The following is a 17,382-nucleotide window of genomic DNA, read 5'->3' as shown; positions in this document are numbered from 1 at the left end:
GTAAAATTGCCGCTGCTTTTATTTATTTAATTTTTAACCCTTGATTCGCATTATTTATATTATTTTATAGAAACGAATATATATTTTAAAGTTGATAACAATATATAAATGGTTGTATAAAAAACATTTTAATTTAATTAAAATGTTTAATACAAAAAATAAATAACAAGCTAAAGTAACACATTTTAACATTACGTCAAAAGTTAATAGAAGTTGACAGTTTTTTTATAGAAGAACAACTTTATTGTATAGATTAAATCATTTTAATCCATTTTAGTAAAATATTTATTTTATTAAAACGATTTTTCCGTAGTAAACATATTTCTTACCGAAAATTTCTCTCACTTTAATTTTATAGACATACACATCAATAATCGAGTCATCCCAGGTTCCGCGGTTGTCTTCTGTTCCGTTCCATCCTTCGCATTTATAGGTGTCCTCGTACCAAACATCCGTATGGTAAATCATGTTTCCCCAGCGGTTGAAAATCCACATATCGAAATTGTCGGGGTCAACATTAACACCTTGCGGGAAGAAGAAATCATTAATACCATCTCCGTTTGGTGAAAAAGCATTTGGGATATAAAATGTAAAAATATCGCGTACTTCAACGCTTTCATAAGCAGTGTCTCTACAACCATTTTTCCCTGTACCGATAAGCGTGATTGGAAAAGTACCTAAACTACTATATAAATGTTCTTCAGATGGAACTCCATTATAAGTAGTCCCATCGCCAAAGTTCCAATCCCATATAGAAATATCATCTGCGGAGCTTCCTACACAATTAACAGGAAGCCCATCCATTAATGTAAGGACTTTAGGATATGCAAAAAGAGATATATTTACATCACCTGTATTGTCAACACTAACAGAAGCTGTTTCCACACAATTGCCGGCATCGGTAACGGTTACAATATAATTACCGGAAGATAGTCCTGTTGCAGTGGCAGTAGTTTGTGAAGAAGTATTACTGCTCCAAACATATGTATATCCTGAGTTACCAGATGTTCCGCCAGTTGCGAGAACAGTAGTTGTTCCGTTGCCCTGGAAACAGGTATCAGGAGTGGATTGAATGGTAAGTGTAGGACCGGGAATAAATCCAACATTTACCATGCCTGTATCTTTGCATAAATGATCATCCGTAACAATAACCGTATAAGGGTTCGTACATAGTCCTGTAGCTGTAGCCGTAGTTTGAACCGGCGTAGTATTCCATGCATAAGTATAAGGCAGTGTTCCCCCATTAACATTAACAGTAGCTGTACCGTTACAATGTCCGCAAGTATCTTCTGTCATTGATAAAGAAGTAATGGTAGGTCCATCAATAGAATTAACGAGAACATTAGTTGTAGCAGAGCAGAAATTAACATCGTTAACAGTAACAGTATATGTAGTTGCACAAAGTTGAGTAACGGTTTTAGAAGATTGCCCATTACTCCAGATATAATTATATGGAGGTGTGCCAGCGGTAGGATTAACGGTAGCCGTACCATTGCATTGCCTGCAATATTCTACGGTAGAAGTAGCCGTAGCAGCAGGTCCCTGTACTTCGTCCACTACAACTGAAGTGGTAATAGTACAACCGAAGTTATCAGAAACAGTAACGATATATGTTCCGGCAGCAATATTTGAAACAACTTTCGTAGTATGTCCGTCATTCCAGTGGTAAGTGTATGGAGATGTACCGCCTACAGGATTAGCAGTAACCGAGCCGTCGTGCTTATCGCAATGTTCAATGGTAGAAGTAGCTGTAGCAGTAGGTCCTGCAATTTCAGTAACATCAACGGTAGTAGTAGTAGTACATCCATGACTATCAGAAACAGTAACAGTATATGTTCCCTGTGCTAATCCTGTAGCCGTGATATTTGATTGTCCATTATTCCAGTGATAGGTATAATTAGGTGTTCCGCCATTAATGCTGGTTGTAGCAGTTCCGTCATGTTTATCGCAATGTTCTGCCGTAGATGTTGCAGTTGCTGTAGGTCCTGCAATTTCAGTAATTGTAGTAGAAGTAGTAGTGGAACAATTATGGCTATCTGTAATAGTAACAGAATAAGTTCCGGCAGCCAGTCCATTAATTGTTTGTGAAGTTCCACCATTGCTCCAGGAATATGTATATGAAGGTGAGCCACCAGAAGGATTGGCAGTTGCAGTACCATTACTTTGGTCGCAATATTCAGGGGTATTGGAAGCTGAAGTGATAGGCCCGTTAACAGTAGTAACAATAGCAGTTGTAACAGTGCTGCATTGATTGGCATCGGTAACAGTAACAGAATAAGTATCATCGCAAAGGTTGATTGCAGTAGAAGTAGTTTGTGAAGCAGCATTACTGCTCCATAAATAAGTGTAAGGCTCCGTACCTCCGGATGGTGTAACGGTGGCGCTGCCATTGCAATGTCCGCAATATTCAACTGTAGATGTAGTGGTAGCAGCAAGACTGCCCTGTTGAGGTACCGTACCTGAAAATGTTGATGAACAATTGTTGGCATCTTTTATAGTAACAGTATATGTTTGCCCTGCATACAAATTAGAGGCAGTTTGAGTTGTTTGAACGGGTGAAGTATTCCAGCTATAAGTAAATGGAAAAGTACCAATAACCGGAGTAGCCGTTAGAGAACCATCATTACTTGCACAAGTTGCTGGATTAGAGCTTATATTAGCTGTAGGAAGAGGATTTACATTTACTATAACAGTGTTACTACTCGTGCATCCCAGGTCGGATGTTGCCGTGACGGAATATGTTGTTGTTGTTGTTGGCGACACAGAAATATTTGGTCCAATTGAACTGTTACTCCACTGATAAGTATAGTTTCCATTTCCTGTAGCAGTTATATTTGCTGTTTCTCCTGCACATATAGTAGGAGAAGTTGGAGTAAATACAGGAAGTTCAATTGAAAGAGGGAGTGTAAGAGTAACTGTACATCCAGTAACAGAAGTCATTACGCAGGTAATGGTTTGTCCGTTTGGAACAGGGTTAACGGTAATAGTATTAGTAGTTGTAGTAGTATTAACAGGAGTTCCTGAAGTATTTACATAAGACCATTGATAAGAAACAAAACCCGCTGGAGCAGTAACAATATCGGAAGATCCGGCGCATTGCTGAACTAATGATAACGAACCGCAATAACATGAAATATATGCATAACCAAAATGTCCGCCGTTGGTAAAGGGGTCGCAATCGTAAGTAGTAAATTGGATTTTTACAGTTTGATTTAAAAATGCTTTTAAGTCCATACTAACAGTTGTCCAGTTTTTCCACATAATGTTAGTCGTTCTGCAAGTACTACCTGAAGGTGCAACAGGAGTAAACCCAGGAATGCTGCTTGAAGCAGTAACTTCATAAACACCGCAAGTTTGGTCAACTATTGTCCCATTAGCATCAGTTACATAAATTGTAAATTTTGGTTTTTCAATGGATGTATGCGAGGTGCCGGGGTCTTGAAGTACAACAGCATATTGATATGTGAATATACGGCTTTCAGGTGTAACAGTATATGAATATTCTATTCTTTCTGCTTGAGGTTCTCCGCCATCACAACCGGCAGCTCTTGCATTTCCTATCCGGCAAGATTTTGCTCCGGTTGCTGCGTTTGGAGGTAAAACATTTAACGAAGTTCCACCAACTATTGGGTCGTATGCTGACTGGGTCATTAATGTTTGCCTTCCTGTTCCGGCAGCGTATGTAATAGTATTGGAGTCACCAACAACCATTGATGTTCCGGTAACAGAATAAACTCCCGATTGATTTTCGCCGACAGACCCAGTCCATCCGGTAAAGGTGCCTGTAGAAAAATCAGCATTTGTACATTGTGAAAATCCAATGTTTGTAAGCATTACAGACAAAAAAAACATTAAAAATATCTTTTTCATTTTTATAAAATTAATTTATAAAATAAATTATTCTTGCAGCTGAAAAATTCTTAAAATGGGTTACTATAGATTTAGGCATCCCAAATGTAAAAACATTTTTCAATTAAACAAGACGAAAAAAAATAATACAGGTTGCTTTTCATAAAAGATTTTTTTTGATTTTTGAAAATAGAATATTTAATTACGATAAATATTTTGAAATCCTTTATAAATAAAGATTTTAAGAGTTTAAAGAAGAAAAAATGAAATAATTCAAATAGAAGATTACTCTCATTTTATAGACGAACTCATTGAAAACATCTGCAATTATTTTTTCTATTATTTGTTTATGAAAATTTTCCAAAATCAATAATGAAAAGGAGTATTGTTATTTTTTCTTCATTAAAATAACCCAATCTTTCCCGAAAAAAAGCCTGTACATCTATTTCATTTGCTCATATCATATATGTTAAAATATTTTTGTATAAATAAAAATTTCGTTGAAAAGATTTTTCAAATTTTCTTTCAATTATTTTTTTGGACAAAATACAGATTTGTCTTTAATAAAATTATACTCGTTCTTATCAGGTTTGCAAAGGCAAAACTGTTTAGAACGAGTTATACCGTACAGAAAACAAAAAATATTTTTGCAAAACTCTTTTCTGTCGGTATAATAAGAATTATTTTGAATTACTTTGATGCTATTCTTCTTGATATTAGTGATATTTATGACGTTTGTAATTCGTACAACAGGCAACATTTCATAAATTCTTATACGGGAAAGTGCTTTAAAAATGGGTGATTGATTTATTATAGACATTATTATTAAAACACATTAGCGTCGGAAATTATAACATCAAGATAATTTAAAAATATAATAGCTATGATACCTGAAAATTATAATGCTGGCTTAAACACTGAGAAAGAAGTTTACCAAATATCGAGGTTTACATTTGATTATGAAGACAAGATGCTTGTAAGAGAAAATAGTAAAAAAAGGCTGACTAACACGGAAGCTCATTTACTTAAAATGTTTTATGAAAATAAAAATCAGATTCTTCCGCGCGAACTGGCATTAAATACTATCTGGGGCGATAGCAATTATTTTCTTGCGCGCAGCATGGATGTATATATTTCCAAGCTAAGGAAATACTTAAGTGCAGATGATAATATTTCTATCATCAATGTGCGTAAGAAAGGTTATAAAATGGATATCAAATAAAAAATATTTAAGAAATTAATAATGCTATAACATTATTAATAGTGGTGTTTTTTCATAGCTAAACCTGCCGGTAGGATGATAGAAAAATATTGAGGAGTATTTTTTTTTCATCCTGCATAGGCAGGTTTAAAATTATATGGTTCTTACTTTTTATTGTAGATATAGGCATTGAAGAAATTAATAGTGAGAAATCATTGTTAATACAGTAAATTGTTTTTTCATGACAGACCTACCTGCCGGTTATAACGAATCTTAAATTTATGGGTAAATTATTCTTATAGCCTGCCAGATAGGTATTTTGTGTACTGAATCTTGGCAAGTTTGTAAAAACAAAAATAAAGGATTGTATTATAGAAATAAGCAGTTTTTTTTACTACTAATAGTATTAATCAAATAATTTATTTTATTGATTTTCCTTCAATATGCTTGTAAAAAGCATCGCGGTATTGTTCTGCAATTGTAATGCGTGCATTATCCATAATAATTTGACCGCGTTCAATCGTTTCAATATTATTCAGGTTAACAATAAATGAACGATGAATACGCATAAAAGTATTAGTGGGAAGCTCGGCCTCCAGCGATTTTAAACTCATCAGGGAAAGAACTGGTTTTTCAGCATTACGCAACCATATTTTTACATAGTCTTTCAAACCTTCAATGTAGATAATATCATTAAGAATGATTTTTATATGTTTGTATTCCGATTTTACATAAATATAATCATCCTGTGGGGAGCTTTGTTTGTCGGGCGAGTTAACCAGTTCAAACCATCTTAATGCTTTCAGTGATGCTGAAAAGAAATCGTCATAATTAAAAGGTTTCAGCAAGTAATCAAGAGCTTCTACTTTAAAACCTTCAATAGCATATTCTTCAAAAGCGGTTGTAAAAACTATTCTGGTATTATCTTTTATTTTTTTCGAAAGCTCAAGTCCGTTAAGGTCGGGCATTTGAATATCGAGAAAAACCAAGTCTGTTTTTTCATTATTTAAAAATAATATCGCATCAAATGCATTTGAGAATTTTCCTTTTAAATCCAGGAATGGCGTTTTATCTACATAGCCTTCTATTAACTGCAATGCAAGAGGCTCGTCGTCAATAATGATACAGGAGATTTTTTTCATAAGCTTTAAGCAAATATATGAAATTTTATTAAGAAAGGTCAATAGTTAACTGAACTTTAAACATACCGTTCTCAACATTTTTATATATCTGGTGCTTATTGGGGTATATCAGGTTAAGGCGCTGCTCTAAATTCTGAAGCCCTATTCCCGAACCGCTTTTATCATTCGAATCTTTTGGGAAGTGAGAGTTTTCTATAATAAAAAATATTTTATTTTTCGATAATTTCATCTCCATGCTTATTATAGATGGCTCTGTAGAAGAGATTCCATGCTTGTAAGCATTTTCAATTAATGGAATAAACAGTAAAGGTGCAATTTTTAAATTTCCGGTGTCTTCAGGGAAAGAGGTGCGGATAATTATGTTTTCACGAAGGCGAAGTTCCATCAGTGAAATATATTTTTTCAGAAATTCAATTTCATTATCAAGTTGTACAGATTCCTTTTCATATAACAGGTATCGCATTAGCTTTCCTAGATTATATAATGCATCCTGCGCTTTCTCCGGCGACGATTCAATAAGTGTATAAATATTATTTAATGAATTAAAAAAGAAATGAGGCTGTACCTGGTATTTTAAAAGCATCAGTGTCGATTGTATATTTTCTTTTTCTATTCTTTGTCTTTCTCTCTCGCTTCTCGAAAGCTTTTGAGTAACCCTTATATTTATGCAGAATATTAATGAAATACTGTATGTAATAAAATCTTTAAATTGAAGTGAATCGAAAATTAAGAAAAGAATATTATCAGGATGATGATCGCGTTCGTGTGGATGTGGTCTATCAAAATCCGGAGGTACATTTGTTCTTATTTGCCTTAAATATTCAAGTATAATAATAAAGAAAATGAAAATTAATAAATTGATGAGAAAAAATTTATAATATTTTTTGCTTATGAAATAACGGTCAATCAGTTTAAAATAGTTAATGTAAAAAATAATTGCAGCAGACAAAAATGGTGATAAAGGTCCAAACTGGAATGCCTCAAAATCGTAGGAAATAGGCATAAATAGAAAAGGAACCCATAATAATATAATCCATACTATAATATGAGTAAAAACTTTAATTAGAGTTTTATAAATATTATTCTTAGACATTTAATACCAATAACCTGCAATAAATACAAATTTATATTATTTAAAAGATATGTTGAAATAAAATAGATGATTAATGCTTTTTTATAGAAGATTAGGCTGTTTTTAAAAAGCAATAAGGTTATTAAGATATGTTATATACTCGTTCTTATCCATTTTGAAAAAATTATTAGAACGAGTTATGCCGATAGTAACGCTTGTTGGAAAATTATTTTTGTAGTCGCCGCGGCGACCTGTTACGGATCGGTATAAGTTAGAAAATTATAGCAACAGCATATACAGCAATACCTTCTTCCCTGCCCGTAAATCCAAGCTTTTCGGTTGTTGTGGCTTTTATTGATAAATCTGCTTCAGTTATTTGCATTACATCAGCCATAGTTTTTTTCATTTCAGAAATGTATTGAGCAATTTTTGGTTTTTGTAAACACACTGTAATATCAATATTTCCGATAGAATATTTTTTTTCTTCTAATAATTTTACAACTTCTTTCAGCAGAATTTTACTGTCGATATTTTTATATTTTGCAGAAGTGTCGGGAAAGTGTTTTCCTATGTCTCCAAGATTTGCAGCGCCAAGCAAGGCATCACAAACTGCATGTATTAGCGCATCAGCATCGGAATGACCTAATGCCCCTTTAGTGTGAGGAATTTTTATTCCGCCAAGAAAAAAATCGCGGTTTTCAGTTAATTGGTGAACATCGAAACCAAAGCCGATGCGGGGTTTCATTATTCGGTTTTGTTTTGTTCTTTAAACGCGTCGAAATCGAATAATAATGTAAATCGCAAAGTGTTTTCTAACGGATTGCGTTGTTCAATAGGAATAAGATATGCAAAGTCAAGCCCAAAAACATTATATTTTAAACCTGCGCCAAGTGTGAAATATTTACGGTTACCTTTTGTTTTATCTTCATAAAAAAGACCACCGCGAATAGCAAATTGTTTGTCGTACCAATATTCTACACCGGTTGAAATTGTGAATTCACGGATCTCTTCTTTGAATCCTCCCGGAGCATCACCAAAGGACTGGAATAATCCACTTACAACCGAAACATTTGGATCTTTGCCTGCGAGTATAATATTATTCCCATATGCATCAGTAACAGGAAGTCCATTAGAATCCGTTTCGTATACAGGAGTAGTTGGAACGAGTAGTTTGTTAATATCAAGTAAAAAAGCTATTTGATTATATTCATCAATATCGACAGTTAATGATGGACCAATTCGTAAGTTCATTGGAATAAAATCTCTTTCAGTAGTTTCAGTATAAGAAATTTTTTGACCTATATTGGAAATATTAATGCCAACTCCAAGTTTTGCAGGAGTTTTTCCAAATTCCAAATCTTTTTGATAAAATGCGGAAATATCAGTAGCTATTGAATTTCCCGGGTGTGATTCAGCTCCGCCAACAAAATTGCCACCAGTAAGATTTGAGTGTATATAACGAAGAGCTACACTTCCAGATATTACTTCTGAAAATTTTCTGGCATAACAAACATCAAAAGCATATTCACTGGGTCTGAATTGACCTATATTGGTACCATTAATATCAGTGAATGTAATGTCGCCTAATGAGAAATATAAAAGAGAAGCTGCTATTGCCTGGTCTTTACCAAATTTTTTATAGCCTGTAAGATAAGCCAGGTTAATATCATTGACTAAAGCTCTTAACCATGGGCTGTATGAAACAGAGAATCCCATGTTTTTTTCAATGAAAGCATATTTTGCAGGATTCCAATGCAATGAATTGGCATCAGGAGTAGATGCAACACCGGCATCACCTAAAGCTCCGGCTCTGGCATCAGGAGCAATCATTAAAAAAGGAACTGCTGTTGTTATAGTATTCAGGTCTTTGTTGGAATACTGAAAAACATTACTAGTTGAAGAATTCTGAGAAATAACACTAATTGAAATTAAAAATAACCCAATGTTCAAGATAATTGTCGGGTATAAAAAAACTTTTTTCATATCGAAAATTAATTAAGTATGCAAATGTAACGAAAAATATTTATACTTATTGTTTACCTTAAAATAATAAGCCTGTTTGTGCTTTCAAGCCATGAGTCATTTCCTGAAATAACTTTTATTCTGTATAGGTAAACACCGCTGTTTAAGCGATTTCCAGCATTATCACATCCATCCCAGCATAAAGTGTTAAAATTATTTCCGGATGTTAAAATGGTTTGTTTAATTTCCTTTACAAGAAGTCCGGTAATGTTAAAAATTTCTATTTCAACATCTATATCGCAGCATGGCTGATTATGTTCAAAATAAAAACAAGTACTTTCATTAAAAGGATTGGGGAAGTTAAATAAATTTTTGAATGAAAGATTGCCCGGTTTTGTAACAATAAAAGGAATAGTAGTACTGGAAGAATTATTAGCTATATCCCAGGCTTTTAAATTTATTGTATGTATGCCTTCAGATAAAGAAGTAAAAGGAAAATTAATTATACCCTTTTTATAAGTATTCATTTCAGGAGTATAGTAATCATTTAAAATATATTTTACAGAATCATCAAGTGTAGCAACCATATCATGACCCAATTCATACCCGGTGCATTGAATGCCTGTAGTGTCTTCAAGATACGCAATAAATATAGGGTTTGCATCTGTAGTCCCTCCTGAAATAAAAGTAGTATCATTAATATAAAGTTTTATATCAGGACCTTTATCATCGTTTGTTGTCGTGGATTCTATTCCTCCAATCATAAAGTCAGAACCTTCGTAATAACCGTTAGCATCAGTGTATTCATTTTTTGCGTAGTAACTTATTCTTGCCTGACCATAATCAATATTTAAATCTTTGGGAACCACAAATGAAAATTCGAAATCGCCATTTATTACAGATGTTTTCCCTTTGAAAATAATTTTTTCCTGGGTGTTAAATAAATAGGGAATGCTCGTTGCATCATTAGCTAATGTTGTATTCCAGATTTTACTATCATATACGGTAGGATAAATTAAACCGTTAAAGTTAGATAATTTATTTCCGCCCGCATCCTGTATGATTCCTTTAATTGTATATTGTTTTAAAGGAATAAGCGTATCAGGTACAGTTTGTATTTCATGATTATTGATGTGGGTTGTAACTACCGTATTTTCCGGGTATGATAATCTTAACGCAGGGTCGCCAAGCAAAACAATATGCCGTATATTGATGATGCATCCGTTTTCATTTTTACATTTTGAAAGTATATCACCTAATCTTGGATATCCATTAATACTGTCTTTTAAGAAAACATTTTTACAAAAACTTTTATTAAAATTCAGGTTTGAATATGCAAACGCGATACGTGTGGTAGTGAATAAAGCGATTCCTCCTCCATGAGGGTTAAGTAAAACCAGTTCTCCCGCCGATGTTCTTGATGGGTCATCGAAACGGCTGAACTCACATGATGCCGTTATAAAAGCTGGCATATTATTGATGTTTGACCATTTAAGAATATCAGATATTTGAACAATTCCTTCTCCTGCCAAACCTGTTTCACCTCCATGTCCTGTATAGTTTAAAAGCAGGCAGCCTCTCTGTAATTGTTCATCTATGGCTTTGTTTACATCGGGATAGGAATTATCGAATTGTTTATATGCATCAAGGTAAATTTTATAAACATTATTATTATTATACGTTGTATCTACGTATTTTGCTATTGTTTCTGCATGATCGATATGTAAGTCATTATCTTCATCATCGGCAATAAAACAAGAAATATTTCTCCAGTCGCCTGAATTTTCCTGGGTGTATGTGTTGCACCCGTTGGTTTCAGTATAAGTATCGTTTTTTGATAGATAAGCTTCAATTTTATTAACTACTCCTTGCGCTTCTTCTATTGTTTTTACAGGAAACCTTCCTATTCCAATATCAAGTGAGCCATTTGAATAATATCCTTCAGTGCTGTCAAGTACTCCATAATAATCGTCAGTTAAATATGATGTAACAAGTACCAAAGAGCTATGAGATTGATAAGTGGGAACAAAGTTCGTATTGCCGGGTAATATTCCTTTGTAATCATACGAGGCATCGCCAAATAATAGTAAATATTTATGATAATCATTTGTTGCATCTGAACGGTCATAAAACATTCGCATCATATTACGTATAGCGGTAATATCAGGGGAGCCGGATGAGAATTCATTATATATTTCTTCAGGAGTATAAATAGCAACATTAAAATTATCAAGCGTTTCATGAATATTTGCAATACGTTGCGCCTGTGTTTTAAAAAGCGGGTTGGTAACTATTACCATATCAGGAGTGGTACTTCCGTGAATATTTTGATTTTCGACTTTGCCAATAAATTCGGACTTATAAAAATTTGTGTAATCAAAAGCTATAAATTGTTTAAGTGAATCAGTTGCTAAACTAAAGCTAGCGGTAGCAGCATTTATGGAAAATTCCTGGTTGCTAATATTAAAAGGATCTGTAATATCCCATATTTTTATATCAGGTGAAACATTTGCCAATTTGAATTCTGTTATTTTGCCTGTACCAATACAAGATGTATTTCTGAATAACATTTGCGGTGATGAAAATATTAAATTACGTACAGCATTAATTTCAATAAAATTTAACCATGCTACAGCTCCTGCTGTAGTGTTTTTAATATTTACATTTATATTTTCATCATTAGGCGGAAAGCTTAATGAATCTTCACCAATTATAGCATAATCAGCTGTAAACCCTGCAGGGATAGGCTGAATGGTAAAAGATTTATTTTTATTATCGGTTGAAAATTCAATAATAGATGTGTCGTTTGAATTTCTTGCAGCAATATTCAATTTTAAAATTGCCGGTGTAGATATATCAATATTAGGAATTTTAAAGGTTATATTTTTTTCAGAAATGCCATCAAAGTATTCGCCATACCACTCTTTTCCTGATTTTAAAATATTTATTGAATCTTTTTCGTGGTAATAAAAATCATTGAATTTTGTAATTATGTAATTGGGGGTGCTTGTCTCAGAAGCCTGTGTAGCAATTCGTTTACCGGGTTGTGAATTAAAATTGATAAAATAATATGTGTAATCAGAGTAAATATTATTTACATGGTAAAAAATATTTTTAAGAGTGTCATAATTAACTTTTGTTGCAGCCTGTCCATAAAAAAGAATATAATCATTGGCATTAAAAACACCATCGCTTTCACCTTCAACATAAATTGCATTTTCAATAAGGTCATCGAAATTACTTTCCCAGTTTGCTTCAGTAAGCATTCCTCCGCCATTTCCAAAAATCCTTATATTTAAAGGGTTTATTGATGATACATCAATCCCTTGCTGTATAAGGTCGTTGTATGTTATTTTATAAACACCTTCCTCTTTAACTTTTAGCTTATACCATGTACCCGTTGACAGGAGAGAGTTTTCTGCATAACTATGTTTTTGTTTTGTAGAATTTAATACAGGTGTTTTTTCAAAAATAATATCAGCGCTTTTAAGTTTTTCAATTTTTCCTGTTGTAACATTTTTCCGGAAAGGAATAAAAGATAAAATCCCTGAACGCTTTTTTGCTGCAATTTCATAACGGGTATTTATCAGGATATTTTCATTTGAAATAATTATTTTATTAGTTGATAGAATATTTAATTCTTCTTCTGAAGGGGTAATAAAAACAGGTTCTTCAATATTTGCATTATTAATTATTTCAGTTGACTGAAGAGGAATATTATTTTCAAAAAAAGGCAATGAATTATTATCGTAATATTTTGCATTGGAAAAATAGATTACCTTATTATCAGATGAGGAATTATAATTATCAACAGGGTTTTCCCATGAAATGGAAACAGGTAAAATACACTTCTGTGAAAATGATGAAAGTGAAAATAAAATAAAAACAGATAGAAACAGTCTATTCATAGAAAATTAATTATACAAATATAAGAAAAAAGATAATATAAATTACCGCAGGATTACCAATTTTTCAGTTTTTTCAGCAGTTTTATTATCGCTGTTTCTTATTTTTAACTTATAAATATAGACACCTTTTCCAATAACGTCGCCGTAATCATCAAGTCCGTCCCAGGTAATAGGTTCAGCCCTGTATCCATTTGTTAAAACTTCCTGGTGAATTGTTTTTATAAGTCTTCCCGATACGGTAAAAATCTGAATTTGTACATCAAGATTACAACATGGATAGTTATGTTCAAAATAAAAATCAGTACTTGTTGTAAAAGGATTTGGGTAATTTAAAACATGGTATAATGCCAGATCTGCAGATGGCGAAACAACAAACTCTATTGATGCTTCAGAAGAATTATTGTAAATATCCCAAACTTTCAAATTTAATGTATGTGTGCCATTTGATAAATCATCAAGCGGATAACGTATACTGCCTTTCTGATAACTGTTCAAATCAGCTTCGTAATAGTCATTAAGTATTATAGGGTCGCTTGAGTTGGCGTCAACAATGGCGACAATATCATGTCCAATGCCATTTCCAACAGTGTTAATCCCATTTGTATCTTTTAAATATGCTAATATGAATGGGTTTCCGTTGGTCAATCCTCCATTTACAAAATTTGAATCATTTAAATATAGTTTAATTTCCGGACCTGCATTATCTTTAACAGAGTTTGTATCGGATCCCCCAATAATGAAAAATGGATTTTCATAATATCCATTAGCATCAATAGCTCCATTGCTTGCATAATAACTTATACGACCTTCGCCATAATTGTATGCTATATCTTTAGGGACAATAAATGAAAAAGTAAAATTGCCATTAGTTACACTAACTTTGCCTTTATATAAAATCCCTTTTTGTACTAAAAAAGTAGTAACATTACTTGAAGCATCATTTCCCAATGTTTTTATTGCAGATTTTTTATCAAAGACAGTAGGATAAACCATGCCGTTAAAATTAGTAAGTTTTTGTCCTGTATTATCTGCAATGATTCCCGAAATAGTAACTTTTGAAAGTGCTTTTAATGTATCGATAACAGTCATCGTATCATGTTGATTTACCTGTGTTGTTATAACTTTATTTCCCGGATAAGCAAGTGTAAGAGCGGGATCGCCGAGTAAAATAAAGTTTTTAATTTGAGTGTCAACATAGCTTCCGTTATAATTTTTTGAAATCATTATTAAATCCCCTAAAGTTGAGTATTCCCCATTTATTTTTTTAAATGCATTTTTATAAAATTGTCTGTTTAATGCATCATTAGAATTAGCATATGCAACTCTTGAGGTTGTTAATAGTGCTATACCTCCTCCCTGTGAATTTAATATAACCATTTCCCCAGCAGAAGTTCTTTTTGGATCATCAAACCTGCTAAATTCGCATGTGGCTGTGATAAATAAAGGTAAGTTATGGATATTTTTCCAGTTCTGAATATCGGATGTTTGTAGTATCCGTTCAAGTGCCCAGCCTACTTCTCCTCCGTGTCCAACATAATTAATTATTAGTGCTCCTTTCTCAACCCTTTTGTTAATTGCATCATTCACATCCGGGTACCTCTGACCACCTGAGCCCGTTTCCTGTATGTAAGCATCACTGTATATTTTGTCAATATTATAATTATTATAAGTAGTATCGATATAATTTGAATAATTTTCTGAATAATTTAAAAACATATTATTTTCTTCATCATCAGCAACAAAACATATAGTATTTTTCCAATCACCGGGATTATATGATGAATAACTAGTGCATTCTTCAGAAGATGTACCAGGATCATAAATTTTATAGTATTCTGTTACCTTATCGACCATTGTACTCGCTTCCGCTTCTGTTTTAACTGGAAAGCGACCAATGCCAATATCAAGCAAACTGTTTACATAAGAACCTTCATTGTAGTCGAGGAATCCAAAAAAATCATCAGTAGCATAAGAGTCGGAATAACTTATAGCAAAAGTTGATTCAAATGTTGGGATATAATTAGTGTTATCAGTAATTTTATTCTTATAATCGTAGGATGCATCACCGAATAATAATAAATATTTAGGTGATTCATCTTCTCCAGATGCTCTGTCATAAAACATTTTTACAAAATCTCTTATTGCTGAAACATCTTGATTTCCTGAAGAAAATTCATTATATATCTGGGCTGGGGTAACAACAACTGAGGTCAATCCATTATTATCAGAATGAAAACTTGCAAGACGATTTGCTTCTAAAATGAAATCAGGATGAGTAACTATTATATAATTTACTTGACCTAAAGCATGCAGGTTTTGATTTTCAATTTTTCCTATAATAATAGGTTTTAAATAAAAAGCTCCGTTAAAAGCTATAAATTCTTTTAATGTATCAGTAGCAATTTTAAATTGTGCGTTACTTCCCGAAAGTGTGTATTGTTGTTCAACTGCATTAATAGGATTAGTTATATCCCAAATCTTTAAATCTGGACTTGCATTACCAATGGTAAACTCTGATATGTTCCCTGTCCCAACACTAGAAGCATTTCTGAATATTAATTGTGAACCGGAGAAAGTTAAATGTCTCATTACATTTAATTCAATATAATTTAACCAACCTATTGCTCCTGAGGTTGTTTTTTTTATTGTAACATTTATATTATCGCCGGAAGGATAAAAATTTGCAGATTCTGTTTTGGTTGCAGCGTAAACATATTCTCCTGAAACGCCCGAAATTATTGAGGTGTATGAATTACCTGAATATTCTACTGAATAATAATTGCTCGAAGTGTATTTACTGGCGATATCAGTTTGGATATTTGCTACAGTTGTATTATCGATATTTGGAAAATTGAAACTGAATGAGTAGGATGTCTGTATGTCGAATGGTTCACCATACCATTCTTTACCTGAAGAAACTAAATTGAATGAATCTTTTTCATGACAGGCATAATCATTAAAATTTGTAATGAATTTATTCGCGGTAAGTGAAGATGAGCTTTGTAATGAAATTCGTTTTCCATTATTGCTGCCTGAAGTAAGGAAGTATGTTGTAACCTCATTATAATAGTTTGTTTGATGATGAAATTTATTATCAATAGTATTATAATTCCACTGAACAGGAGCATCACCATAAAAGAGTATATAGTCGTTCAAATCAAAGCTTCCATCTGATTCTCCATAAATAAAAATTGGATTCTCAACAAGGTCGTCATACCTGAATGAAGAATTATTTTCAGGAAGAATTCCACCGCCGTTACCATATATTTTAATAGTTCTGGGATCTATAGAACCAATATTAATCCCAAGTGAAACAAGATCGTTATAGGTTAAAATATAAATTCCGCTTTGGTTTACAGCTATCTTATACCAATTTCCTGATGCCAGAACTGATGAATTGGTATATATTTTCTTTTTATCATTTAAAGTTGAAGAATTTGGTATTTTATGAATATTTAAATTAAATGAAATAAGCTTTTCTGTTTTTCCAGTTGATTGATTTATTCTGAAAGGAAAAAATGAGATACAGAGATATGGAGATTTTTTTTCGAAGTTGACAGAAGAGGATACTTCTATATTTTTTTTAAATAAGGAATTATCAAGATATTTTATTTCTTCCGCAGTACATTCTTCATAACTGGCATCAGTAATTTCAACCGAATAATTATTATAATCAAAAAGCTTTATTTTTTCGGAGAAACAGGGTATATTCTTAATGTAAGAAGCACCATCAAAACTTAGATAATGAACGGAATCAGTTTCATTAATAAAAAATGATTTAGTTCCTGTCCAGGTAATGTTTCTTTTTTGCTTCGTATCTTTAGTTTGTGCTAATAAAGAGGTATAAGTAAAAAGCAAAAGAAATGGAATTAAAAATAATCTGTTTTTTGCAGTAATATTCATTCGCTATATTTGTATACTGTTTTTATTTATTGAAAATCTTTATGAAAACGATTATTATCATATTTTATTGTTTTTATAAAAATACATTGTTTAAATATATATTTAAACTGTATGTAAAAAAAATATAATGAAAGAATTTTAAAAAAATTATTTGATATCTAAGTGTTTTCCGCAATATTTTTTCTTATATTTAGCGCAAATTTATTTTATTTAATGATATTTTAAATATAATTATCATTATAAAATCAATTGAGTAGGTTATTTCAAAGCTTTATTTTGTAAGGTTCTTTTATTTTTTAATTTTTTTCTTAATAAATTGCAAATTTAAACAATAAAATATATACT

Annotated in this window: 8 protein-coding genes; 1 reads left to right on the top strand and 7 read right to left on the bottom strand. The window is 32.3% G+C overall.

The window, feature by feature from the left end; genetic code table 11:
• Window positions 1-285: 285 nt before the first annotated feature.
• Complete coding sequence (locus PKK00_06815; GenBank protein ID HNW98105.1) at window positions 286-3,870, bottom strand: gliding motility-associated C-terminal domain-containing protein; 3,585 nt, start codon at window positions 3,868-3,870, stop codon at window positions 286-288.
• 862 nt (window positions 3,871-4,732) lie between these two features.
• Between PKK00_06815 and PKK00_06810 the strand changes: the two genes are divergently transcribed.
• Window positions 4,733-5,071: a winged helix-turn-helix domain-containing protein gene (locus PKK00_06810; protein HNW98104.1), complete on the top strand. Its 339-nt coding sequence runs from the start codon at window positions 4,733-4,735 to the stop codon at window positions 5,069-5,071.
• Between the two features lie 398 nt (window positions 5,072-5,469).
• Here PKK00_06810 and PKK00_06805 read toward each other — a convergent pair whose 3' ends face one another.
• The 6 genes from PKK00_06805 to porU (PKK00_06780) all read right to left on the bottom strand — a co-directional run bounded on the left by PKK00_06805 (window position 5,470) and on the right by porU (PKK00_06780) (window position 17,037).
• Window positions 5,470-6,192 (bottom strand): LytTR family DNA-binding domain-containing protein, encoded by a 723-nt coding sequence (locus PKK00_06805; protein ID HNW98103.1) that lies wholly within the window; start codon window positions 6,190-6,192, stop codon window positions 5,470-5,472.
• Window positions 6,193-6,220: 28 nt separating this feature from the next.
• Window positions 6,221-7,195 carry a histidine kinase gene (locus PKK00_06800; GenBank protein ID HNW98102.1) on the bottom strand — a complete coding sequence of 325 codons (975 nt, stop codon included), beginning with the start codon at window positions 7,193-7,195 and terminating at the stop codon, window positions 6,221-6,223.
• A gap of 340 nt (window positions 7,196-7,535) precedes the next feature.
• A complete protein-coding gene (gene ispF, locus PKK00_06795) occupies window positions 7,536-8,009 on the bottom strand; it encodes a 2-C-methyl-D-erythritol 2,4-cyclodiphosphate synthase (protein ID HNW98101.1) in 474 nt (157 codons plus the stop codon).
• Window positions 8,009-9,247, bottom strand: a complete 1,239-nt coding sequence (gene porV, locus PKK00_06790) for a type IX secretion system outer membrane channel protein PorV (GenBank protein ID HNW98100.1) — start codon at window positions 9,245-9,247, stop codon at window positions 8,009-8,011. The genes ispF and porV overlap by 1 nt, the downstream gene beginning before the upstream one ends.
• Window positions 9,248-9,300: 53 nt before the next feature.
• Window positions 9,301-13,134 (bottom strand): type IX secretion system sortase PorU, encoded by a 3,834-nt coding sequence (gene porU / locus PKK00_06785; GenBank protein HNW98099.1) that lies wholly within the window; start codon window positions 13,132-13,134, stop codon window positions 9,301-9,303.
• A 42-nt stretch (window positions 13,135-13,176) separates the two neighbouring features.
• Window positions 13,177-17,037: a type IX secretion system sortase PorU gene (gene porU, locus PKK00_06780; GenBank protein ID HNW98098.1), complete on the bottom strand. Its 3,861-nt coding sequence runs from the start codon at window positions 17,035-17,037 to the stop codon at window positions 13,177-13,179.
• Window positions 17,038-17,382: the final 345 nt, after the last annotated feature.

It is taken from the genome of Bacteroidales bacterium, from assembly GCA_035353855.1.
Taxonomy (GTDB): Bacteria; Bacteroidota; Bacteroidia; order Bacteroidales; family CG2-30-32-10; genus DAOQAK01.
This window is presented reverse-complemented; position numbering and strand designations above follow the sequence as displayed.

Excerpts from the sequence above, each read along its gene's own strand:
- PKK00_06815 (HNW98105.1), bottom strand. The coding sequence starts at position 3,870 with ATGAAAAAGATATTTTTAATGTTTTTTTTGTCTGTAATGCTTACAAAC.
- PKK00_06810 (HNW98104.1), top strand. The coding sequence starts at position 4,733 with ATGATACCTGAAAATTATAATGCTGGCTTAAACACTGAGAAAGAAGTT.
- PKK00_06805 (HNW98103.1), bottom strand. The coding sequence starts at position 6,192 with ATGAAAAAAATCTCCTGTATCATTATTGACGACGAGCCTCTTGCATTG.
- PKK00_06800 (HNW98102.1), bottom strand. The coding sequence starts at position 7,195 with ATGCCTATTTCCTACGATTTTGAGGCATTCCAGTTTGGACCTTTATCA.
- ispF (HNW98101.1), bottom strand. The coding sequence starts at position 8,009 with ATGAAACCCCGCATCGGCTTTGGTTTCGATGTTCACCAATTAACTGAA.
- porV (HNW98100.1), bottom strand. The coding sequence starts at position 9,247 with ATGAAAAAAGTTTTTTTATACCCGACAATTATCTTGAACATTGGGTTA.
- porU (HNW98099.1), bottom strand. The coding sequence starts at position 13,134 with ATGAATAGACTGTTTCTATCTGTTTTTATTTTATTTTCACTTTCATCA.
- porU (HNW98098.1), bottom strand. The coding sequence starts at position 17,037 with ATGAATATTACTGCAAAAAACAGATTATTTTTAATTCCATTTCTTTTG.